Annotated in this window: 22 protein-coding genes and 1 pseudogene; 6 read left to right on the forward strand and 17 right to left on the reverse strand. The window is 40.5% G+C overall.

The window, feature by feature from the left end; all coding sequences use genetic code 11:
- Nucleotides 1–132: 132 nt before the first annotated feature.
- The gene (locus tag QFZ73_RS04165; protein WP_098371199.1) at nucleotides 133–1,707 is read right to left on the reverse strand and encodes a peptide chain release factor 3; all 1,575 of its coding nucleotides are present in this window, start codon (nucleotides 1,705–1,707) and stop codon (nucleotides 133–135) included.
- Between the two features lie 895 nt (nucleotides 1,708–2,602).
- Here QFZ73_RS04165 and QFZ73_RS04170 point away from each other — a divergent pair.
- Nucleotides 2,603–2,806: a cold-shock protein gene (locus QFZ73_RS04170; RefSeq protein WP_061462203.1), complete on the forward strand. Its 204-nt coding sequence runs from the start codon at nucleotides 2,603–2,605 to the stop codon at nucleotides 2,804–2,806.
- Between the two features lie 101 nt (nucleotides 2,807–2,907).
- Here QFZ73_RS04170 and QFZ73_RS04175 read toward each other — a convergent pair whose 3' ends face one another.
- From QFZ73_RS04175 to QFZ73_RS04185, 3 genes are read right to left on the reverse strand one after another with little or no spacing between them, the layout of a single operon-like run.
- On the reverse strand, nucleotides 2,908–4,875 hold the full coding sequence (locus QFZ73_RS04175) for a DUF6449 domain-containing protein (RefSeq protein WP_307263311.1): 1,968 nt from the start codon (nucleotides 4,873–4,875) through the stop codon (nucleotides 2,908–2,910).
- The gene (locus QFZ73_RS04180) at nucleotides 4,850–5,749 is read right to left on the reverse strand and encodes an ABC transporter ATP-binding protein (RefSeq protein ID WP_307263314.1); all 900 of its coding nucleotides are present in this window, start codon (nucleotides 5,747–5,749) and stop codon (nucleotides 4,850–4,852) included. Before QFZ73_RS04180 ends, QFZ73_RS04175 begins: the two co-directional genes overlap by 26 nt.
- Nucleotides 5,746–6,129, reverse strand: coding sequence for a GntR family transcriptional regulator (locus QFZ73_RS04185; protein ID WP_307263317.1), 384 nt, complete (start codon nucleotides 6,127–6,129; stop codon nucleotides 5,746–5,748). The genes QFZ73_RS04180 and QFZ73_RS04185 overlap by 4 nt, the downstream gene beginning before the upstream one ends.
- Nucleotides 6,130–6,320: 191 nt before the next feature.
- Here QFZ73_RS04185 and QFZ73_RS04190 point away from each other — a divergent pair, with 191 nt between their 5' ends.
- Complete coding sequence (locus tag QFZ73_RS04190; protein ID WP_307263320.1) at nucleotides 6,321–6,737, forward strand: organic hydroperoxide resistance protein; 417 nt, start codon at nucleotides 6,321–6,323, stop codon at nucleotides 6,735–6,737.
- A gap of 53 nt (nucleotides 6,738–6,790) precedes the next feature.
- Here QFZ73_RS04190 and QFZ73_RS04195 read toward each other — a convergent pair whose 3' ends face one another.
- Complete coding sequence (locus QFZ73_RS04195; RefSeq protein WP_307263323.1) at nucleotides 6,791–8,107, reverse strand: MFS transporter; 1,317 nt, start codon at nucleotides 8,105–8,107, stop codon at nucleotides 6,791–6,793.
- Between the two features lie 201 nt (nucleotides 8,108–8,308).
- On the opposite strand from QFZ73_RS04195, the gene QFZ73_RS04200 reads away from it, so the two are divergent.
- Entirely contained in the window at nucleotides 8,309–9,130 is an 822-nt protein-coding gene (locus tag QFZ73_RS04200) for a glycerophosphodiester phosphodiesterase (protein ID WP_307263327.1), read from the forward strand.
- Between the two features lie 399 nt (nucleotides 9,131–9,529).
- Here QFZ73_RS04200 and QFZ73_RS04205 read toward each other — a convergent pair whose 3' ends face one another.
- Nucleotides 9,530–9,709: a hypothetical protein gene (locus tag QFZ73_RS04205; RefSeq protein ID WP_251431086.1), complete on the reverse strand. Its 180-nt coding sequence runs from the start codon at nucleotides 9,707–9,709 to the stop codon at nucleotides 9,530–9,532.
- 301 nt (nucleotides 9,710–10,010) lie between these two features.
- Here QFZ73_RS04205 and QFZ73_RS04210 point away from each other — a divergent pair, with 301 nt between their 5' ends.
- On the forward strand, nucleotides 10,011–10,298 hold the full coding sequence (locus QFZ73_RS04210; RefSeq protein WP_251431090.1) for a hypothetical protein: 288 nt from the start codon (nucleotides 10,011–10,013) through the stop codon (nucleotides 10,296–10,298).
- 28 nt (nucleotides 10,299–10,326) lie between these two features.
- Entirely contained in the window at nucleotides 10,327–11,112 is a 786-nt protein-coding gene (yidC, locus tag QFZ73_RS04215; RefSeq protein WP_307263333.1) for a membrane protein insertase YidC, read from the forward strand.
- Between the two features lie 115 nt (nucleotides 11,113–11,227).
- On the opposite strand, the gene cphA is transcribed toward yidC, so the two are convergent.
- Both cphA and QFZ73_RS04225 read right to left on the reverse strand, forming a co-directional pair.
- Complete coding sequence (gene cphA / locus QFZ73_RS04220) at nucleotides 11,228–13,849, reverse strand: cyanophycin synthetase (RefSeq protein WP_307263336.1); 2,622 nt, start codon at nucleotides 13,847–13,849, stop codon at nucleotides 11,228–11,230.
- Nucleotides 13,846–14,658 (reverse strand): cyanophycinase, encoded by an 813-nt coding sequence (locus QFZ73_RS04225; RefSeq protein WP_251431098.1) that lies wholly within the window; start codon nucleotides 14,656–14,658, stop codon nucleotides 13,846–13,848. The genes cphA and QFZ73_RS04225 overlap by 4 nt, the downstream gene beginning before the upstream one ends.
- Before the next feature lie 176 nt (nucleotides 14,659–14,834).
- On the opposite strand from QFZ73_RS04225, the gene QFZ73_RS04230 reads away from it, so the two are divergent.
- Nucleotides 14,835–15,257 (forward strand): pyridoxamine 5'-phosphate oxidase family protein, encoded by a 423-nt coding sequence (locus QFZ73_RS04230; RefSeq protein ID WP_251431100.1) that lies wholly within the window; start codon nucleotides 14,835–14,837, stop codon nucleotides 15,255–15,257.
- A 1-nt stretch (nucleotide 15,258) separates the two neighbouring features.
- Here QFZ73_RS04230 and QFZ73_RS04235 read toward each other — a convergent pair whose 3' ends face one another.
- From QFZ73_RS04235 to QFZ73_RS04275, 9 genes and pseudogenes are all read right to left on the reverse strand, one after another.
- Complete coding sequence (locus QFZ73_RS04235; RefSeq protein WP_307263343.1) at nucleotides 15,259–15,501, reverse strand: hypothetical protein; 243 nt, start codon at nucleotides 15,499–15,501, stop codon at nucleotides 15,259–15,261.
- Nucleotides 15,502–15,683: 182 nt separating this feature from the next.
- Nucleotides 15,684–16,730 carry a M42 family metallopeptidase gene (locus QFZ73_RS04240; RefSeq protein ID WP_307263346.1) on the reverse strand — a complete coding sequence of 349 codons (1,047 nt, stop codon included), beginning with the start codon at nucleotides 16,728–16,730 and terminating at the stop codon, nucleotides 15,684–15,686.
- 92 nt (nucleotides 16,731–16,822) lie between these two features.
- Nucleotides 16,823–16,960 (reverse strand): hypothetical protein, encoded by a 138-nt coding sequence (locus tag QFZ73_RS04245; RefSeq protein ID WP_307263349.1) that lies wholly within the window; start codon nucleotides 16,958–16,960, stop codon nucleotides 16,823–16,825.
- A 13-nt stretch (nucleotides 16,961–16,973) separates the two neighbouring features.
- On the reverse strand, nucleotides 16,974–17,180 hold the full coding sequence (locus QFZ73_RS04250) for a hypothetical protein (RefSeq protein ID WP_307263353.1): 207 nt from the start codon (nucleotides 17,178–17,180) through the stop codon (nucleotides 16,974–16,976).
- Between the two features lie 106 nt (nucleotides 17,181–17,286).
- A complete protein-coding gene (gene opp4A, locus QFZ73_RS04255; protein WP_307263357.1) occupies nucleotides 17,287–19,050 on the reverse strand; it encodes an oligopeptide ABC transporter substrate-binding protein in 1,764 nt (587 codons plus the stop codon).
- Between the two features lie 18 nt (nucleotides 19,051–19,068).
- Complete coding sequence (locus QFZ73_RS04260) at nucleotides 19,069–19,968, reverse strand: ABC transporter permease (RefSeq protein ID WP_373458990.1); 900 nt, start codon at nucleotides 19,966–19,968, stop codon at nucleotides 19,069–19,071.
- Between the two features lie 22 nt (nucleotides 19,969–19,990).
- Entirely contained in the window at nucleotides 19,991–20,956 is a 966-nt protein-coding gene (opp4B, locus tag QFZ73_RS04265; protein WP_251431115.1) for an oligopeptide ABC transporter permease, read from the reverse strand.
- Between the two features lie 15 nt (nucleotides 20,957–20,971).
- Entirely contained in the window at nucleotides 20,972–21,898 is a 927-nt protein-coding gene (locus QFZ73_RS04270; protein ID WP_307263364.1) for an ABC transporter ATP-binding protein, read from the reverse strand.
- Nucleotides 21,876–22,902, reverse strand: a pseudogene (locus QFZ73_RS04275) (ABC transporter ATP-binding protein). The gene QFZ73_RS04270 and the pseudogene QFZ73_RS04275 overlap by 23 nt, the downstream one beginning before the upstream one ends.
- Between the last annotated feature and the right edge of the window lie 180 nt (nucleotides 22,903–23,082).

Genomic DNA, 23,082 nt, shown 5'->3' on the forward strand with positions numbered 1-23,082 from the left:
CTCGTAGAGCCCCAATCTCTTAACTTTAGGCGAAAATTCAAAGGGAATTTCAAAAGGGGTTCAGAATTTTTTAATTCCGAACCCCTTTTGTCTACAAACTGAAAGCCCGTGTATATAACACGGGCTTCTACATTATTTTAAATCCATTGGATTATATAATTCCACATCAGGATTTTTATCTTGGAACCACCGAAGTGCAAACTCATTTTCAAATAAGAATGCATATTTATCAAACCGGTCTTTAACAAGGATGCTTCTTGAGCTATGAAGATTTTCATCAAGCTTTTCATCCTCAGCCCAGCGTGTGATCTTGCTGCCCATGCGCTCCATCACGACTTCAACGTTGTACTCGTTCCTCATTCGATGCTCGAATACTTCGAATTGAAGTTGCCCAACCGCACCAAGCAGATATTCTTCCATCCGAACCGTTTTGAAGAGCTGAATTGCCCCTTCTTGTACAAGTTGATTAATTCCTTTATGGAAATGTTTCTGTTTCATGACGTTCTTAGCTGTTACCCTCATGAATAGTTCCGGAGTAAACTGAGGCAGCCTTTCAAATTGAAACATGTCTTTGCTTGTTGTGATCGTATCGCCAATTTGGTAGTTACCGGTATCATATAAACCGATGATATCTCCGCTTACCGCTTCATTTACGGTGTTCCGATCATCAGCCATGAATTGGGTAGAAGAAGAAAGGTTGATCGGTTTTCCTGTCCTGCTCAAGTTGACGCTCATTCCACGCTCGAATTTACCGGAGCAAATGCGAAGGAAAGCGATCCGGTCACGGTGTTTTGGGTTCATATTCGCCTGGATCTTGAAAATGAAACCAGAAAAATCATTACTGACGGGATCCATTTCACCTGACGTTGTCATCCGTGCTTGTGGAGCTGGTGCAAATTTAAGATATGCATCCAAAAACGTCTGAACACCGAATGTCGTTAAAGCACTACCGAAAAATACGGGACTAAGTTTTCCATTCGCAATGTTTTCTTCAGAGAATTGGTTACCTGCTTCCGTCAACAGCATGATTTCTTCCAAAGTTTGCTCATATAGCTGGGAATCCTTAAGTTTATGATCCACTTCGAGTTCACCTTCATCATTCAACGGAAGGAAACGTTCTTCCCCTTCAGTTTTGAACTGTTCAATCCGATTATTGAACCTGTCATAAATGCCCACGAAGTCTTTTCCCATCCCAATCGGCCAATTCATTGGATATGTTTCTATACCTAATACCTCTTCGAGTTCGGCAAGCAATTCTAGCGGCATTTTACCTTGCCGGTCCATCTTATTGATAAAAGTGAAAATCGGGATACCCCTCATCCGGCATACTTTGAATAATTTAACCGTCTGATCCTCGATACCTTTTGCCGAGTCGATGATCATCACGGCGCTATCAACAGCCATCAGTGTACGATATGTGTCTTCACTGAAATCTTGGTGGCCTGGTGTATCGAGAATATTGACACGGAAATCATCATAATCGAATTGCATGACTGAAGATGTAACGGAAATTCCCCGTTGCTTTTCAATCTCCATCCAGTCACTGGTTGCATACTTCCCTGTTTTTCTAGCCTTAACTGTTCCGGCATCGCGGATCGCGCCACCAAACAGCAATAATTTTTCCGTCAAAGTCGTTTTCCCGGCATCCGGGTGAGAGATGATTGCGAAGGTCCGTCGGGATTGAACCTCGTCTTTTAATGTAGTCATAAAATGTTCCTTTCATTATTGGAGTCATCAATAAAAAAATTTATAGGGGGTTTACTGTATTTTTTACATTGGAATGGCAACCTTTCTTTGTATGCATAAATCCTGATCATACACAATATATGTAAGAAGAAATATATCATAAGGCTTAAGCCTTGGCTACTCTGCATTCATTTCAATCAACCTTTCTATTTTAACACGATATGAAGGAAAGATGTAGAGGTGAATGAATCACGATAAGGGGATTTGTTCAGATGGCAAAACAAAAGACGCTTAATCAGCGCCCCTCATCTTAATCCATATGGTTACCGTTCAATAATCCATGGTTTAACTTACTTTCCTTGCAGTTTTAATCGCCTTTTGATTCCGCTTGTTTTTCCAGCGTTTTTTTACTTCTTTGAATATGATGGGAGCAGCAAAAATGAGGGCCCTTTTTAATAATTTCTTCATTTTCATCAGTCCTTTCTTTCTTATCCTATACCCGATTATTTTCGTGAAAAACTTTAATGCCAAATTGTTTTCCTGATTTCAACTGTAAAGGCTTTTCCCTCATGGGCATCGCAACCACCATCAAATTTCAAACCAGGAAAATCCTGAGCGACAATACCGTTATACTTCCCCGTATAAAACCTTCCTAATATTATTTTCCCCAAATGGGAATGTATAAATTACTTCCATTTGTTTTATCCTTTATAAAGGTGGGTATATACTAAAAAACTGGAAATTACCCCAGAGGTTAGCTGGTTAATATTTCCTGTATGCATTCACATATTATCAAGCATCTTCGTATGATAATTTTAACTTGAATGAGGATGCTGGATAATGTGTGAATTGATTTTTCCATCCAGGTAAAATCATCACCATTAATATTTTTTAACTTTTTAGGAGGATTCATCGAATGACAGTAACAGGTAAAGTAAAATGGTTCAATAGTGACAAAGGATTTGGATTCATCGAAGTACCAAACGAAGATGATGTTTTCGTTCATTTTTCCGCCATTCAAGGAGAAGGTTTCAAAAGCCTTGATGAAGGTCAAGAGGTTGAATTTGAGATCGAAGAAGGAAACCGCGGACCTCAAGCTAAAAACGTCGTAAAACTCTAAAGCATAGATAAAAAAAATAATGAATATGCAATGCAAAAGGATGCCGCTCATATTGGGGGGCATCCTTTCCTTTATATTTGATCCATCACGGCATATTCACATTATCTTTCATTAAAATGATCCAAAATGAAACCAGGAACATGTTCGCCGGAAAAACACTTGATGTCCACATCTCTGCTTTCTTTATAATAAAAGGCAGCTGAATACTCTCCGCCCCAATCGATTTGGGCATTATCAATGGCCGTCTCGATTTCCGAAACGGTCTTAATTTTCAATCGATTTGGCTGTTGTTCAATCTGCTGTGCAAGTTCACTTTCAGAATTCGAATGATAAATTTTCGTATCGGTCTTCGCAACCAGGATATAAGAGATATCATCAGCCATTAACCGCGCTTTTTCCGATTGTCCGGTACTTTCCATCCATTTTGAAAACTGAGTATATGAAGAGTCCCAATTCATATAAATGGTTTTGTTATTATTCAAAAGAATGTCGATGGAGGCATAATCACCAAAAGAAGATGTCATTTCGGCGAACGATTGATTATTCAGATCCTCGGACAATGCATGCACGGCAGCTTCCAGCTGTTGACCGTCCGTGATCGTTATTGACTTGTCCACTTGTCCGATCGCCGTTATCTTAATTTTAGAAACGTCTTCAGCGGGAACATTCAATAACTCATTAACCATTTTTTTATATTCATTCGACTCATAAATTTTCGCCAATAGCGGCATGTATGAGTCGTAATTTTGCAAATGATACTCTCTTGCTAAGCGTTTTCCATTCTTGAGTTCATACATCAGAAATACGGATTGTCCATCATTCAAATCACCAATGGAAACCTTTTTACCCTTATCGATAATTTCCTGATGCAATAACCTGATCGCTTCAATATTTTCCTTCTCTTTAAGATAATTGGAAGCATTATCCGACACACCATCATCTTCAAAAAGTAAAGGAGAATTGCCAATATAAATTTGGCTAATCATCTTTTCATCAGGAAGCTTGGCCTTATACTGAAGGGGATCTATTTTTATAATGAGTGCCAGTACAATGATAGCCGCTATAAATGCTACATAACCTTTCAGGTTGACCCGTATTCGCCAAGTCTTTTGTAAGACAATTTCCCCTAAATAATATCCAAGCAATGAACCGACGGTATATCCGAAGAAAATCCACCCGGGTTCGCCTGTCGTTTCGCTAAAATAAAGACCTGTAAACAGCATCATGCATAATGTCAGGCCGAATTTAAATAATGGCTTAATCTTCGGGTAAACAAATGCCTGAGATACATGCTCCAGCTTTCTCCTCTCATAGAGTAAAAGAGAGCTGATCAGAAAAAGAAAGGTTAATATACTATATATTAATGTATTAATAGAGAAAAAAGTGATTTTTTCCATCTCCGTTGCTGCTAATAAGGGGGAGATGCCATTCATATTGGCACTTAAATAATAATCTGCAGAAAATCCTGCTATCAAAAACTTCACATTGGCTGCAAACAAAACAAACAGCCCCACCGGCAAAGCAAGAAAAATATAGGTCAGCAACCCTTGAAAGGCTGATAATCCCGTCACCATTCCAATTAAAACGGCAACAGAAAAGATCAAAGCTTCCAAAATAAATGTATTCCCCATCCAAGAACATATATCCGTCATGGCATATAGCCTTTCTATATCAATTGCCGAGTGGAATAATATCAATATTGAACCTGTAAGTAAAATCGGCAAACCCATGAAGCCAATTCCCGCCCCAATCATATGAACGTAGATGATGCGTCTAGTAATCGGTAAACTATGAATAAAGTCTGAGGCTTGTTTCATTTGTAAAAACCGAAAAAGAAAAATGGCAAGTAATACTGGAATAACGATGACCAAGACAAACTGTATCATCTGCTGACAGGAAAAAAGGTTTTCGAATTCCACATATTCATTGTTCTCATTCAAGATAATCGCTAACATTTCCAGAGGCAGTGCAAATATGAGGCCGACGAGATACAGGAAACCAATCCAGCCAGTGCTTCTGAAAATATAGATAATCAGTTCTCTATTAAACCAGGTTATTCTGGATGACATAACCGATATCCCCCATTTCATATATGAATATCTCCTCTAGAGTAAGGGGGAGCATATCTAATATTTCTGGCTGAAACTGATTAAAGTGCGATTTAATAATGGATTCTTTTCCTTTAACGATGCAAACGATAACGCTGCCGCGTCTTTCTTTGTTTAAAATTTGGATTCCGCGGTATAAACCGTGGGGAATTTTATGTTTAAAGGCAATTTGCACTTTGTGTACATCCGCTTTTAAGTCATTTAAATCCTTTTGGATAACAAGCTCACCTCTATGCAAAATCCCTACATGATCGGCTAAATCTTCAATTTCACGGAGATTATGGGATGATAGTAAAATCGTCATATCCCTTTCCGATACATCCTGAATCAACAACTGTCTCACATTTTTACGCATGACCGGATCTAATCCATCAAACGGTTCATCCAAGATGAGAACTTCCGGCATCGTCGAGAGTGCAAGCCAAAAAGCAACCTGTCTCTGCATCCCCTTCGATAGTTTATGTATTTTATTTTGGACGGGTATCTGGAATACTTCCTGTAATTGATAGAAACGTTCTTGATTCCATTCACTATAAATATGGCTATAAAAACCTGCCATTTGAATGATCGTATAGTTAGCCAGGAAATAAGGCGTATCAGGGAGGAAAAAACAACGATTTTTCACTTCATGGTTTTCAAACACATATGATCCATCAATAAGAACTTCACCTGCATCCTGTATCAGATTGCCTGAAAGCATTTTTAATAGAGTCGTTTTCCCCGCCCCATTTGAACCTAATAACCCGAATATGGAGCCTTTTTGTATGACCAGGGTGACATTTTTGATTGCTTCTTTTCCTTCATATAATTTACTCACCTGTTTTATTTGAATCATGAATCTCCCCCCTTTGCCAATGGTCTGATTTCCTTTATTATTCTATAAATTTCATGTTTATCGATTCCGATATACAGAGCTTCAGCGAGTCCCTTTGAAAGCTCGTTTCTGATCTCTTCTTCTTTCAATGAATTTTTTAAGGATTTAGGAGGTGCTACGAAATTCCCTTTGCCTGGTAATGTATATATAAACCCGTCCGATTCAAGTTGCTTGTACGCTTTCTGGATCGTATTTGGATTGATGGTCAATTCCTGAGCCAATATTCGTATGGATGGGAGCTGATTATGTTCCTGTAAAACTTCATTGATCATTAGTTCCTTTAACTTATCCATCAATTGCTCATATATCGGCTTTCCACTTTGAACATCCAACTCAAACATCATAAACCCTCCTTGCAAATGGGTGTATTACATCTCCTAATACAGTACATTATAAAACAATATCTTCCAATTTAAAACCGATTTAAAACCATTTTCAAACAATACTCTCCATAAACTCGCTTTCATTTTGTTTAACAAGACTTACAGAAGGGAACTAAAGATAGTAAGAATAAACAAAGGAGTTGTTTTCATTGAAACCATTATATACAGCTACAGTTACCGTACACGGTGGTCGTGAGGGACATGTTAAATCAGAGGACGGGATTCTGGATTTCGATGTGAGGTCACCGAAGGAATTAGGTGGTTCCGGTGAGCGCGCTACAAACCCTGAACAGTTATTCGCAGCCGGTTACGCGGCATGTTTTGACAGTGCCTTGAATCTTGTTCTGCAAAAAGAAAAGAAAAAGGTCGATACTTCCGTGACGGCAAATGTAACGATCGGTAAAGATGAAGAAGACGGCGGTTTTAAATTGGCTGTAAGGTTGGATGTTTCGATTCCCGACCTAAGCAGGGAAGAAGCCGAAGACTTCGCCAAAAAAGCACACATAACCTGCCCCTATTCAAAAGCAACTCGCGGGAACCTCGATGTCACCTTGATTTTGGTATAAAGTTTATGCAAGGGAATGGATACGGCATTAAGGCCGGCTCCATTCCCTTTTTCTTATTTCACTTCTTCCAATCCCTTCAATTTCAAAAGAAAGCCCAGACCTATTACCGCCATGATGATCAACGACCCTAATGCCATCCGGCTCGCCAATGTACCGAGGTCATGGAATACCAACGTTATCGTTCCATATAATAGCGGACCTATTATTGAAGAGACTTTACCAGAGAATGCAAATAGTCCAAAAAATTGCCCTCTCTTCTCATCCGGGGTCAATTCAATGATATATGTCCTTGATGTCACCCACATCGAACCTAGCGAAATGCCAAACATACTCCCTGCAACCCAGAACCAAAGAGCAGTTTGTGCGAAGACCGCTATTAATAAAGCGACCAAGAGCAAAACTCCCACATATGTCACAGCTAGCCGCGGTCCCTTTGACTGCGTGATGTATCCAAACAGAAACGATCCGGCTATACTCGATACTGTCGATACCAAGTAAAGCAAAATGAATCCGCTTGAGGAAAATCCAACAACAGTCTTGGCATATACGGCCATCATGCCGATAGTAGTCGCAATTGCATCATTTAAAAAGAAATAAGCAATCATGAATGTAAAAACCGATCGATAGGATTGCATCTCTTTAAATGTTGATTTAATTTCCTTATAACCGGATAAAAAAGGTTGTTTCGCTTTTTGCTGTTTTGGAGACTCTTTTAAAAAAAAGAATAAGGGAAGGGAAAAAACCAGAAATAAAATGGCCGTGGGAATAAAGGCTTCATGTGAACTCCCTTTACTTATGAATGGATAGATTGACAGGCCCACTAACGTTCCAAGGTAGCCTACCGCCACGCCAAATCCTGATATAAGCGGCAATTGCTGTTTCGTGCCTAAATCACTCATCATCGAATCATAGAAAACAAGACTCGAATGATAGAAAAACTTTGCTATCACAAATAAAAGAATGACGATCGCTAAGGAAATTGGAATGCCCAGAAGCTTTCCATCGAACGGCGCCCCTCCAAATACCCCCATTAAAAAGGTACAAACAACAGAAATGAGTGTGAAAATAATAATGTATTTTTTCATTTTTCCCGTTCGATCGATCATGACACCGAACAGCGGGGAAAACAAAACAAGAAACAAACTGGCAATCGCATTTGCGTAAGAGATGAAGGTACTGGCAATCTGATCAAGAACGGCATTTTCCCCAATTTGCTCCTGGAGGAAGAATGGAAAGAAAATCGTATTGATATTAGAAGAAAAAATCGTATTGGCAAAATCGTAAACCGCCCAAGAGAGAATGGGCAGGGAAAAATAAAAACCAAAATTCCCCTTCCATTTTTTAGACTTCGGTTTCACCTGCAATTCCATCTGCTTTACCTCCTTATTGATACTTAAGTTATATGTATTCCATACCTTTCCAATAAATCCTTTAAGTCGGGATTATAACATTGTGTAAAACATGATTTTTTCCTGCCTAACATGTAAAATTATGAAATGAGGCTGTCCTGCTAACTTCTTTATATTCTTATTTAAGAAGTTTAATCAATGTCCCTAATAGGAGTGTGAAAGATGATTGCATTTTTTCTTATTATCGTGGTAACCATACTTGTCCTGTTCGCTATCTGCGCTAAAAGATCAAAGGGTGATTTCCCCGAAAGCTTCATAGTGCAGCATTCCCCCCTTAAAATTGGACATCGCGGTGCTTCTGGATATTGCCCCGAGAATACAATGGCCTCTTATGATAAAGCAATTGAATTGGGAGCAGATTTCCTGGAAATGGATATCCATCTTAGTAAAGATGATGTACTTGTGGTTCATCATGATCCCACTCTGGATCGAACCACAAACGGCAAAGGGAACATCCGTGATTACACGGCTGCCGAATTAAAGGAACTGGATGCAGGAAGCTGGTATCATTCTCGCTATAAAAACGAAAGGATTCCTTTACTAAGTGAGGTATTGGAGAATTTCGGGTCTGAAATTGGAATTTTAATCGAATTAAAACATCCATCTGCTTATCCCGGCATTGAACTGAAACTTGCAGAAGAATTAGGAAAATTCCAAGAATATTCAACAAGTAAAAATAGGATTATGGTTCATTCGTTCGATATGGAATCCATGAAAAGGTTTCATCAATTAATGCCGGACATACCAGTGGGCGTTTTGATAAAACGGCGGATTAATGACCAAAAATTAAAAGAGATTGCTGAGTTTGCATCATTTTTGAATCCAAAGCAAACGATTTTGAGTACGAAGCTGCAAATGCGAATCCAAAAGCACGGGATGAAAGTATATACATGGACCGTCAACAATAAAAAACAAATACGCATGTTTAAAAAGATGCAGTTAGATGGTATCATTTCTGACTTTCCTGATTATTTTTTGGATTGAAACTTTGAATGATAAGTGAAAAAACATGAAGGGTAACCAAGTTTTCTTTTAAAATCATGGTTCGGGGTGATGGCATTCCGAACTCCCCCTTTTGTCGACAAACTGAACAATCCGCAAATGCGGATTGTTTTTTTAATAACATTGAAATGATTGTATCTGATGCGCGTCCGTTCCATAATGGGCCCAGCGCTGTTGACTTCGTCTCCATCGATACCCAGCCACTGAATTATAGCCGACATATGTGGGGGAAAATCAAAATGATCGGCCATTTTTAAGCTGGTATAAACACCCTTTCATTGAATCAGCGTCATAAGCCTTAAACATTCCACCTTGAAGATGTGGAGTAAATAAAGGCGGAGCTATATGAGGTGGGCCTCCCCAATGCGGCCGCTGGCCCCCTCAGAAGGATGGACCAGGTGGTCCAGGAGGAGTTCTTTCATCCATTTGCTGATTTTCAAATGGATATGGCGCTGCCGGGAAATCATTTTTCATGTTTGGGTGATATGCATGTTGATATAAATTATTTTCAGTACCATTATTATTGCGGTTCTTTTGATTGAATGAATCGTGTGGTTTCATACCTTTTCACCTCATAATTGAACTTTCTTTTATCCTTATGTAGACGAGTGACCATTTGTGCAATCTACGCTCTTAATTACTCGAATCCGGATTCTAATTGACCTTTAACGTCAAATTAATGCATCAGAAAATATTCCCTGTTTATTTTTTGAAAATACCCCTATATTTTTTAGCTTTCTTGTACTAGAATTTGATATAGTGTTCTTAATGATTTAAACTCAATAAGATCAAAAGTCATTTCAGGCCCTAAATCATTTTTGGAGGCCAAATTTTCTTATCTTAGAAAAAACGAGGGATTCCTATGTGGGAATTATTATTAGAATTCGATTATCAGACCGTTCGCCATGCGGTATGGGCAGGTTACTTATTTACCTTTGTCTTTCCACTGGCTGCGTTTTACTTCTTAAATAAAAAGCAATCGCTCTTGAACGACAAATATCAAGCTTCTGTTCATACAGATAAAAGTAAATCCCCTGTTCAGACAGGCAGCATTTTTGACTGGCGCGGTGCACAGCGCTTTTTCACATTTATCCGGCAAAAGGATTCACCAGATGATTCCGATGAGCCAAGCCTCCTTCTCGTTGTTTAACCACTAACAATTCGAGGAGGAAATTATATTGAAGAAGAAAAACATGTTTCTACTTACCGTGCTATTTCTGGCAACGACCCTTTTGACAGGATGCTCAGCAGCAACGAGTGGTCCATTTCATACTGCATTGGTTAACCCCATGACAAAAATGCTAGAATTTAATGCTGATTTATTTAATGGTAACTATGGATTAAGCATCATCATGATGACATTTTTGATTCGTCTTGTCTTGCTTCCGCTGACTGCCAAGCAATATAAAACACAGCTTAGCATGAAAACGAAGATGAATGGGCTGAAACCGGAAATGTCTGCAATCCAGCAGAAAATCAAAGAGACGAAAGATCCGGCTAAACAAAAGGCCCTTCAACAGGAAATGATGCAGCTTTACCAAAAACATGGAGTCAATCCGCTAAACATGGGCTGTCTGCCGCTTTTAATTCAAATGCCGATACTAATGGGCTTTTATTATGCGATTCAAGGTTCCCATGAAATTGCGACCCATAGTTTCCTTTGGTACAGCCTTGGCCAGCCGAATATTGCCATGGCAATTATCGCTGGTGTCATCTATTACTTCCAATCGATCATTTCCATGAGACAAATGCCGGAAGAACAGCAGAAACAAATGAAGATGATGAGCCTGCTCTCACCAGCAATGATTTTATTCATTTCTTTCTCTGCTCCTGCTGCATTGCCGCTGTATTGGTCAATCGGAGGTATATTCATGATTGTTCAGTCCATCGTGCTTCAGCGAATATATAAAAAAGACCATGCAGCTGTCCCGGCTGCAAATGAAACGGTTATGAAAAAAAGCTAATCCACTTGGATTAGCTTTTTTTCTTACAGTCACTTTCCACTTCACTGAATTTTCGCGCGTAATTGCTTGCCTTGATGGACAATGAAGGGATTTTCAGGGCGGAATGCACGTTCTTTTATTTCTTCGGCAATGGATTTGTTGAAACTTTTTCGAAAAACCTCTCTACATATTCGAAATCCGTGTAAAAGAACAATAATAGGTCACCCGGTTGTGATGTTTCCCAGGCTTTTACGAATGCGTCCAATTCATTAGGTTCGATGAATGTCCGATCTTTTTGTAACCCAGCTTCTACGGCAGCTTCCTGAAGCAGTCCGGCTACTTCGAACGGCTCCCTTCCCCGCAAATCATCGTCTTCTTTAATGATGAACAGATCAGAATTCATGGCCGCCACCTTGGAGAGCCTGATAAGCTCTTCATCAATTCGGTCCCCCGGTCCTGCCAAAACAGTGATAAGACGATTTTTGTTATAGGCACTGACCGTTTCGAATATGGCCTTCAATCCTGCTTCATTATGGGCATAGTCGATGATGATCGTGCGCTCTTTCAACTTTTTTAAATTGAAACGTCCTTTGGACAAATTTGTATCAGGCATAAATGTGGCAGCCTTCCTTCTTAGTTCTTCCATGGAAATGCCTTGTGTTTCGGCTGCGGCTAACGCCTGAAGTAAATTGGCGATATTATGACGTGCCTTGCCGGAAATCGTTATTGGAATCATGGTGCAATCCATAAATTGATGGATGACACCATCAGATGAATGACAAATCACGCCTTGTTCATTGACGTACCAAACTTTACATCCCCCATTTATCGCAGCCTTCACGTGAGGCTGGGTGGCATCAATAGAGGTATAAATGACTTCCCCATCTGTATAACCGTTCATGGCAGCTACATTCGGATCATCTGCATTCAGCACACAATAGCCTGTTTTCATTACGACTTCGGCTACCAGCCTCTTTAATTTTATGAGATCATCCAACGTATCGATTCCATCACGGCCGAGGTGATCCTCACTTACATTGGTAATGATCCCCACATCACATTTACGAAAAGCCAGACCTTCACGCAGAATCCCGCCCCGGGCCGTTTCCAATACGGCTACATCAACTTCAGGATGGGCCAATACCATTCTTGCACTGACCGGGCCACTGCAGTCACCTTGATCCAATACCTCATTGCCTATATATACTCCATCAGAATTTGTCATACCCACCTTTGTTTTTTCATTAGTAAGAAAATAATGAACCAATCGGGCGGTTGTCGTTTTTCCATTTGTACCGGTCACTGCGATGATCGGTATAGCCGCCTCTTCCCGGGTGGGAAATAAATAATCGACAATGGCCTTGCCCACATCCCTTTTTTTCCCTTCACTCGGATAATGATGCATTCGAATTCCCGGTGCAGCATTCACTTCAATAATCGCAGTCTTTGAATGTTCGATTGGTTTTGAAATATCCTCACAGATAAAATCTATTCCCGCTATATCCAAACCGATCGCTTTCGCGGCAGCAACAGCCATATTCTTAATGGTGGGATGAACCTGATCCGTTACATCTATTGCCTTTCCACCAGTCGAAAGATTTGCATTGCCGACAACTTGAACCAATTCCCCTTGATTCGGAATGGTATCGAGCGTCCGATTCGATTTTTCCAAGTAACACGTGACGGTATGTGTAAGTGGGATTTTTGACATCGGCTTTTCATGACCTTCTCCCCGCAAATCATTACTATTTTCCTTTTCTATCAAACTGCGTATCGATTCCTTACCGTTGCCAATAACATAGGGAGGAAGCCTCAAACTAGCGGCGATAAGTTCCCCGTTGACTATCAGTAACCGATAATCATGTCCTTCAATATGCCTTTCGACAATGTACTTCTCCACATGCGACTCCAAACAATTGATTACATTGAATAGTTCATCCTTATTTTTGATATGGGTGATGACACCCTGTCCCTGTCTCCCATTATACGGTTTTATGACCAGTGGAAAACCCATTCTGTCCGCCGAGGCAAAGATATCTTCAATGGAATGGGCAACTTCCCCTTCAGGTACAGGGAGACCACACCCTCTTAAAATTGATTTGGTCAATGATTTGTCACATGAATTCTCAACGGCAATATTCGAAGTCTGGCTAGAAATTGTCGCCTGGACATACTTCTGCCTTGTACCTGTTCCTAAACGTAGTAAGCTTTCATCACCCATTCGCTCGACAGGGATGCCTTTCGCTTGTGCTGCCTTAAAAATGGCTTCGGTACTTGGCCCCAGTTTATTTTTATAATATAACTGCTCTATTTGTTTTACATAGGATTGTACATTTATAAGTTTTTCACCATTCAGGATGGCTTCCACGATATCTTTTGCTGCTAAAAAAGCTTGAAGACCTGAGTGAGGCTCCTGATAGTCAAAGGTAACATAATAAAAACCCTTCTTTTCCATCATTACCGTTTTTCCACGAATGGCTTCGATTCCGGCCAAGTTTTGAAGCTCAATCGTCATATGCTCCAATATATGTCCCATCCATGTTCCTTTTCTCAGCCTTTCGGCGAAACCGCCTCGATACCCTTTTGAACATGTATGGCTTCCCAAGTTCGGAAGCGCCTTTAACAATTTTTCATTGAATCCAGGTATTGAATCAGATGGTTTCTGTTCCAATTCCCCTATATCCAATTCAATGCAAATTGTAGGTGTATAAGCAAAATAATTAGGCCCTTTTAAATAACGGACTCGATTGATCATCATTGTTGGATCCCCTTTTTCATCAACAATTTCCTGGTAAGCAGGTCAAAACGGTATCCTCTGGTTAGTGCATGAAGGTTAAATCCCGAAAGAGTCAACTCTTCACTGCCATTTTCAGAAGATGTGATATTGATATAATCACTGGTGCTGCCATCAAGAACCAATACTTGATGTTGGCCAACTACTTCAAAAAGTCCGTCTTTAACTAAAATTGCTGTATTTTCATCAATGCCAATACCCATAATCTCTTTATTCCCTGCTATCGCACTTAACAGACGGTCAAAGCGGCCACGTTGGGAAAAATGTTGATCGATTATCAGGCCGTCAAGGAAGCCGAAACCTACCCCAATTTCGACCTTTAACTTATTGTCATTCAGCATCGTGTCAGCAGCAACGATCATATGCTTACCTAATATGGAAGCGCCAGCACTTGTCCCTGCTATCACCATTCCTTTATGCCAGGCTTTAGAAAGGGCATCGTGGAATTTGGTTTTTCCAATCAGTTCAGACAATCGGCTTTGATTTCCCCCTGAAATGAAGATAGCTGAAAAAGATGGCAGCTGTTCACAAATTGCCGGATCGTCTGCATCCTGCCTTGAATCCAGCTTGATCACTTCCACCCTGTCCACGCCTAAATCCCTGAAAACCTTGATATACTCTGTACTCACTTCCTCTGGAATTTCACTCGCTGTAGGCAATATTCCTATTCCGCCATCGCTATGGGTTGCAAGCTCAACAAATTTATTTAATACTTCACCTTCAAGGCACTTATCCTCTGCCCCGCCAATGATAAGTAATTCACCACAATTCATTCATCATACTCACCTTTACAAATGGATTAACATCATGAAATTGCAAAACACGTAATGACTAGTATGGCAACTTCTTTCAGTCTTCATTCATAAAAATGGCAAACTGCAGAATTTTGTTTAACTTAATGAAAAAAGAGGAAAAGTAATAGAGAAAAAAATAAAAGGAGTGTATAAAAATGAGCCAAAACCAAATAAAAGAAAAAGTATTGAACATTATCCGTGATCATAAAATAGGAGTTTTATCTTCAGTTGAAAACAACAAACCACATTCACGCTATATGACATTTTTTAACGATGAATTAACTTTATACACACCAACGAGCGGAAAGACGGAAAAAATTGATGAAATTGAAAAGAATCCTAATGTTCATATCCTGATCGGCTATGAGAATGAAGGAATAGGCGATTCTTACCTGGAAATCTCAGGTACCTCGAAAATAAACGATTCGCAGGAATTGAAAGATAAATTATGGAATGAATCATTTGAAGATTGGTTCGAAGGTCCGAAAGATCCAAATTATTTAATCCTTCAGATTAAGCCGGAAAGCATCCGGTTGATGAACAACAATGGTGAACCTCCACAAGAATTATCATTATAAATCATAATTTGTCATTCACGAGTAAATGGACCAAATTTACGAGTATTTGACCGAAATTCACGAGTATTTTGACCAAACTCACAAGTAAAACACCAATACTCACGAGTATTACGACCAAATCAAGAGTAAAACACCAATACTCACGAGTATTACGACCAATCAAGAGTAAAACGCCAATACTCACGAGTATTACGACCAAATCAAGAGTAAAACGCCAATACTCACGAGTATTACGACCAATCAAGAGTAAAACGCCAATACTCACGAGTATTACGACCAAATCAAGAGTAAAACGCCAAAACTCACGAGTATTTTGACCGATATTAACGAGTATTATGCTAAAAACTCACGACTATAATATAATATCGCTAAAAAACCAGTTAAAAGCCCGCGCTCATAGGATACGAATGCGGGCTTTTTTTACGATTATACCAACTCTGATTGGATATAATGCAAAATCAGATTGGCTGTATGCTTTAATGAAGATACATGTGTCCGCTCGAAGGCATGTGAAGCATCGATCCCCGGTCCGATCAGACCATGTACGACATCATACCCTGCCCGGATCGCTGCGGAAGCGTCCGATCCATAATATGGATAAATATCGACGCGGTAGTCGACAGCATTTGCTTGGGCAAGTGAGACTAGATGCTGACGTAATTTATAATGATAAGGACCCGAGGAGTCTTTTGCGCAAATGGAAACGCTGAATTCATCCGTCGATTGTCCATCACCGATCGCACCCATATCGACAGCTAGATATTCGACTGTTTTCTCAGGGATATTGGAATTACCGCCATAGCCAATTTCTTCATTGTTTGAAATCAGGAAATGGGTCGTATATGCCAATTTTATCTTTCCCGCGGAAATGAGGTCAATGATATGAAGGAGGATGCCAACGCTAGCTTTATCATCCAAATGCCTTGATTTCAAAAAACCTGTATCCGTCATTTCCACTCTCGGTTCAAAGGAGACAAAATCTCCAACAGAAATGCCAATGGCTTCCGTTTCCGCTTTAGTTTTCACGACTGCATCTATCCGGACCTCAATTGTTTCATCATCACGCTTGGCATCCCCTGCATTTTTATATACGTGGACAGAGGTCTGATTGATTAAAATGGTGCCGGTGATAATGGTCCCATCAGCCGTATGGATTTTACAATACTCCCCTTCCACTGAGTTCCAGCGAAAACCGCCGATCATCGTCAATTTAAGGCGGCCATTCGCCTTGATTTCCTTTACCATGGCTCCCAGGGTATCCACATGGGCAGTCAGCAAACGATGTTTGCCATCATCTTCGCCTTTTAGTGAAGCAAGCAATGCCCCTTTATTCGTGATCTTGTAAGGAACCTTCCTCTGCTCCATGAACTCGGCCGCGTATTTAATGGCTTGCTCTGTATAGCCGGAGGGGCTGGGTATTGATACTAAATCTTTTATGTAAGATACGATTTCTTTTTCTTCGATCACACTCATGCATACCTCTCCTTTCCTCTTTGTTCATTATATCTTTTCATGGCAACTTTTAACATATTAAAAGACCGCCAAAAGACGGTCCTTTAATCGATTTAACTCATATGGGCCAGGACAGGCAAAATGGCCATAACTAATGTTGAAATGCCATATAACGCTAAATTCTCCATATTCACTTTTCTTTTCCACTTATCGCGCCATACTTTGTATCTGCTCATATCTTCGTTCCTCATAAAAAAACCTCCTTCATGATGAAAGTTCAACTTGCTTCAACTGTCTTTGTTTGTTGGACATTTCCTTCATATATTCCAAGAAGGCAATTCTCTTTTCGTCTGGATAGGCTACGATGTCTGCAATGATTTCCTCTTCAATAGGTTTTAGTAAACGGCCAACCGATTCAGTAAACAATATTTCTAACTCTCTCTTTGTTTCATTAGGATTTCTCACTTCCATCAATATCACCCTTCCAATTACTTACTATTATCTATATAACCTTTATCCACTTCATTGAAACGCAAAAAAAAATCGACCGCCCATAAAGGCAGCCGATAGTCATCAATTATTTGGTTACCCCGACATTATGCCACTGATATTGGCGGCCTGCGAGATAATCATAACCTGTAACGCGTTCATTCACTCCAGCCAATTGATAACGGAATAATGTCGGAATGACCGGAACCTCTTCATGGATCAATTCTTGCCACTCATTATACGTATCGATTCGATATTGATCATCGAAGGCTTCCTCTGAAATCCCTTTAGCAAGAAGCTCATCATTTTTTTCACTCACCCAGCGGGTATAGTTAAATTCTGCAGATCTGGACCATATTCCTGATGGATCTGGATCGGAAGCTACCCCCCATGCAGCTTGATAAATATCAACTTTATCATTATCCTTTTTCAGCAGGTCGTAGAATGAATTGAACTCATGCAGCCTTCCATCCTGCAATTCGACGTCCAACCCTACTTGTTCCCATTGCTGGATATAATATCTTGCTAGTGGCTCAGAAACATCGGAACCGCTCATGGAAGCAAAGTTGATTTTGAACTCTTTTCCGTCTGCATCTTCGCGAAGGCCATCATTATTCGTATCTACAAATCCTGCTTCATCCAAAAGTTCCTTAGCTTTTTCAGGATTATATTCATATGGTTTTAGGTCTTTATTGTTATATTTAAAGTTCGGGGTAATGACCGAGTTGGCAGGGAAGCGAAGGCCCTTGAACATCTTTTCGCCAACCTCTTCATTATTGATGGCATATGCCATCGCCTGACGAAGGCGTTTGTCACCGAATTTAGGATTTTCATCCATAACATTTTCTTCTTTTTCCTTATCATAATGACCGAAGTTGAAACCAATATAGGTATAAGCCAATTCAACTTTCCCCAATAATTCGACATTATCCAATTCCTTGGCTTGCTCATATTGCTCCGCCAGGACCTCCGCTACATCGAGGTCACCATTTTCAAGTGACTTGACGACAACAGAAGGATTCACGACTTTTAATGTGACACTGTCCAATTTAGGTTCACCGCGATAATAATCTTTATTCGCTTCGAATTCGACCGCTTCCCCTTGAACGATTTTCTTCACTTTGAATGGTCCAAAACCAATCGGGTTTTTACGGATTTTATCCGAAGATTCCAAATCTGCAATTGGAACATCTTTTAAGTATTCTTTATGAAGCGGGTATGTCCATAATCCGGTCGTGACGGAAGGATTCGCTTTTTTGAATGTGAAAACGATTTTCTTGCCGTCGGCTTTAATGCCTGAAATCTTATCCGCTTTCCCTTCATGATACTCTTCCATACCCTCGATTAAAGCCATTTGTTCATCATAGCGGACACCTTTGTAATCTTTGCTTCCCATGACAAGATATGCATATTCCAAATCGGCACCAGTCACAGGTTTTCCATCATGCCAATTTACATTATCCTTAATCGTCAGCGTGACCGTTTTATGGTCGTCTGAAATCTCATAGGAAGCGGCACCTTCATTCGTATATACATAGTTTTCGTCTGTATCCAATAAATCCTCATCAAAGAATGTGATAACTTGGTTATCGGGTTCGCCTTGATAGAAAACTTTGTTTAATATCCCTTCAAACGGGGTATCTGATACCAAACCATATGTCAGATGGCCGCCTTCAATCGGCTCTCCTTGATTGGTCGTCTTTGTCGGGAATTTAGAGGTATCGACCTGTTCGACATCTTTCCCTTTTTTCTCTTTCGTTGACGATTTCTCCGTATCATTCGAACATGCAGCAAGCAGTAGAGACGAAATGGCCAATGCACTTAATACCTTACTGTAGCTTTTGACTTTCATATCATACACTCCCCTTTTTTATCCTCTTCTTTGTCTTGCATCGGCGGCGCGTTTTAACGCTTGACCAACGAAATTTATACTCAGCATCAACACTAAAATCATGAGTGATGCGGGTACCCATATCCACCACTTGTTTTCCAGAACATCTGGATTACGAGCATAACTGATGAGCGTCCCTAAACTCGGTGTGCTCTCCGGAAGACCGAACCCTAAGAAAGTCAAACTGGATTCTAGGCCAATATTGCCAGCAAGGTTCAAAATGAAGTTAACGATGATCAATGAACTGACATTGGGCAGAAGCTGAAACAGGATGATTTTCCAATGTGGCGTCCCGAGTGTCTGTGAGGCATGGATATAATCCAGCTCACGCTCAGACAAAGCCTTTGAACGAATCAGCCGTGCCTTTCCTGTCCATAAAAACATCGTCATGATTAAAATGAAAACATATACATTGAAGATCGGTACAATCGTGACTACAACGATGATGAACATCAATTGCGGAAGGGCAATCACGAAATCGATAACGCGCATGATCACATTATCGGTTGCCCCGCCAAAGTAGCCAGCCAGAAGCCCTAATGATAAACCGATGATAGCCGTGAATAAGGTAATGAATAAACTGATCGTAAATGAATTTCTCGTACCTATTATCAGTTGTCCGAATACATCCCGGCCGCCATAATCGGTTCCAAGCCAATAGTCTGAAGATGGTTCCATATAAATGGAGAGAAAATCGACCTTGGCTATTTCCTTGGCGTCCATGAAGAACGACGCACCGTAAACAAAAAGCAATATGGCTGCTAATAAAATCAATGAGCCCATGGCAAGTTTATCCTTTTTGATTTCCTGCCAGATGATCTTGATTCCTGAAGGGCTCACATCGTTAACTTGTATATTCTTTCCGGTTTCCACTTTCATTTCCATACGACTCACCCCGCTCCTATTCTATCCGTATGCGCGGATCGACCGCACTAAGTATGATGTCCGAAAGAAGAGTGCCAAGCAGAGTGGCAAATCCCGTCATCATGACGATGGCCGTGACAACGCTGAAATCCCGCAGACTGACTGAACTAAGGAAAAGCTGCCCAAGTCCCGGATAACTGAAAATGGTCTCGATTATGACCGCACCGCCGACCAATCCAGTAATTTCATAACCTAAGAATGCTGCTATCGGTAAAAAGGAATTTCTCAGGATATGCCGTGAATATACTTTTGATTCAGGAACTCCCTTCGAACGCGCTGTCCTTACGAAATCCTTGATTTTATTATCGATGATTTCATTTCGCAAATATTGGATCGTACTTGTTGTTGCAATTAAAGCTGTACTTAAAGCTGGTAAAATCAAATGATTGATCTTGCTTACAACATAGGCGAATGTTCCTTCATCCACTTTTGAATCGACACTGCCCCCAGACGGGAACCAATCCAGGGCAAATCCGAAAACGAATAACATGATTAAAGCAAAAATGAAAATCGGCGTGCCAAACCCTACATAGCTATAACCCGTAACGGTTTTATCCACCCAGGTATCGTTATACCTTCCGCTAAGTATGCCTAAGGGAATAGCAAGCATATATGTAAAGATCAGCGTGACCAACGCCAGGAACACCGTGTTCCAAAGCCTGTCTTCGATCACATCCATAACGGGCGTCTTATGTGTATAGGAAATACCGAAATCCCCCTGTACTGCATTGGATGCCCACCTTATATATTGTTGGTACCAAGGGTCATTCAAACCCAGTTCCTCCCTGATCCTATCAAGCTCGGCTGGATTGGCCCTAGGATTGATTTCCTGGCCTGACAGTGCATCTCCCGGCATTGCTTTTGCCATCATGAAAACGATGATGCTCAATAAAAAGAGCTGCGGAATCATTACTAATAATCGTCTTAGGATAAACTTCCACATATTCCTTCCACCTCCTTATTGTAATGCGACCCTATGTGTCGGCGAGATTGGCTTCAAATCGTAAGCACGTCCATTCTCATCGAAATATTTTGAGTAGGTAGACTCATATTCTGAGGTGAGTTTTTTTCTAAGCTGCACTTTATCTTCGCGAACTTCCGGCTCTAAATCCGGAATGGCGGCAATCAGGCGCTTCGTGTATATATGTTGGGGATTTTCATAGATTTCCTCGCTTTTACCTTCCTCTACCAATCTACCGCGATACATAACACCCATCCGGTCACACATATGCCGGATTACCCCTAAATCATGCCCGACAAATAAATAAGTCAAATTGAACTCCTGTTGAAGATCCTGAAGAAAATTCAATACCTGTGCCTGAACGGAAACATCCAGTGCTGACACCGGTTCATCCGCAATGATCAGTTTTGGTTTCAATGTCAATGATCGGGCAATCCCAATCCGCTGGCGCTGCCCCCCTGAAAATTCATGAGGATACTTGTGAATCGATTCCGGACTCAGTCCGACTTTGTCCAAGAAGTCCTGTACGATTTTCTTTTCCTGTGAAGGGGATAACCGTTCGAAGTTCCTCAGCGGTTCGGCAATGATGTCCAGTACCCTCTTCTTGGGATTCAATGATGAATACGGGTCTTGGAAAATCATTTGGATATCTTTTCTGAATGGCTTAATTTCTTTTCTACTTAAAGATGCCAAATCCCTTCCTTCAAACAGGATTTGTCCGGATGTCACCTCATTCAGTTTTACCACTGCCTTGCCTGTCGTGGACTTGCCGCTTCCGGATTCCCCGACCAAACCATATGTTTCCCCTTGCTGCAACTCAAAGGAAACACCGTCCACGGCCTTTACGTGATCGACCACCCTTCTAAAAAAACCGCCCCTTATTGGAAAATGCACTTTCAGATTATCTAATTTGAGTAATGTCATGGGCCGATGCATCTCCTTCAGCTTGAAAATAAAATTCTTTATAGCAGGTACAGCGCACAAAATGATCGTTGCCCACTTCGTGAAGTCGGGGTGTCTCTTCATGCGCATGTTTAGGTATCCAAGGGATCCTATCTTGGAAGCGGCATCCTATCCGATCCATTTTCGCTATCGATGGAACGATTCCCTCGATAACATGCAAACGATTTTTCTCATTTGCAGCCGAAGGAATCGAATTCAATAACGACCTGGTATATGGATGCAGCGGATTGTTGAATATCTCTTTAACACTTCCCGTTTCCACTACCTGACCTGCATACATGACAACGATCCTGTCAGCGACCTCTGCTACGACGCTCAGATCATGTGTAATTAAGATGATCCCCATTTTTGTCCTGCTTTGGATATCTTTCAGCAGATCAAGTATTTGCGCTTGAATCGTAACATCCAGTGCCGTCGTGGGTTCATCGGCAATGACCAGTGCAGGATTGCAAGCAATGGCAATCGAGATCATTGCCCTTTGCCGCATTCCGCCCGATAGCTCATGCGGATATTGCTTGTACGTCCGTTCAGGGTATGGAATTCCCACTTGTGTCAAAAGTTCGATCGTCCTGTTCTTTTTTTCAGCACTGGAGAGTTCAGTATGGTAATCAAGATTCTCCTCGATCTGTTTTCCGATGGTCATGAGCGGGTTCAAAGCCGTTAAAGGTTCCTGGAATATCATACCCAATTCCTTACCACGGACTTTATTCATTTGCACATCATTCAACTTTAGTAGATTTTGACCTTTTATATTTGATGTTGCCTTGGGATTTCGTTCTCTGCTTATTATGTAATTGCATGATAGATAAGGCCAATGCACTCTTTCCACAACCTGATTCTCCAACAACTGCTACAATTTCATTTTCATTCACCGTGAACGAAACATCATCCACTGCTGCATGATATTTGTTACCGATCCGAAATGAGGTAGTTAGGTTTTCTATTTGTAAAATAGCTTTCTTCATCCTTGCTCCCCCTAAACAATTTTATCGGGAAAATAATTAATCTTCTGATAATCATTTAAAATTTTAATCATTTTTTTACAATTATACAATAGTTTTTATAGAAAATAATCACATTTTTTTCATATTTTATAACTTTAGGAATAATTTTCTGCAATGAAAAATCGTTTCCTTTATAACTGT

Source organism: Peribacillus sp. V2I11, from assembly GCF_030817135.1.
Lineage (GTDB): Bacteria > Bacillota > Bacilli > Bacillales > DSM-1321 > Peribacillus > Peribacillus simplex.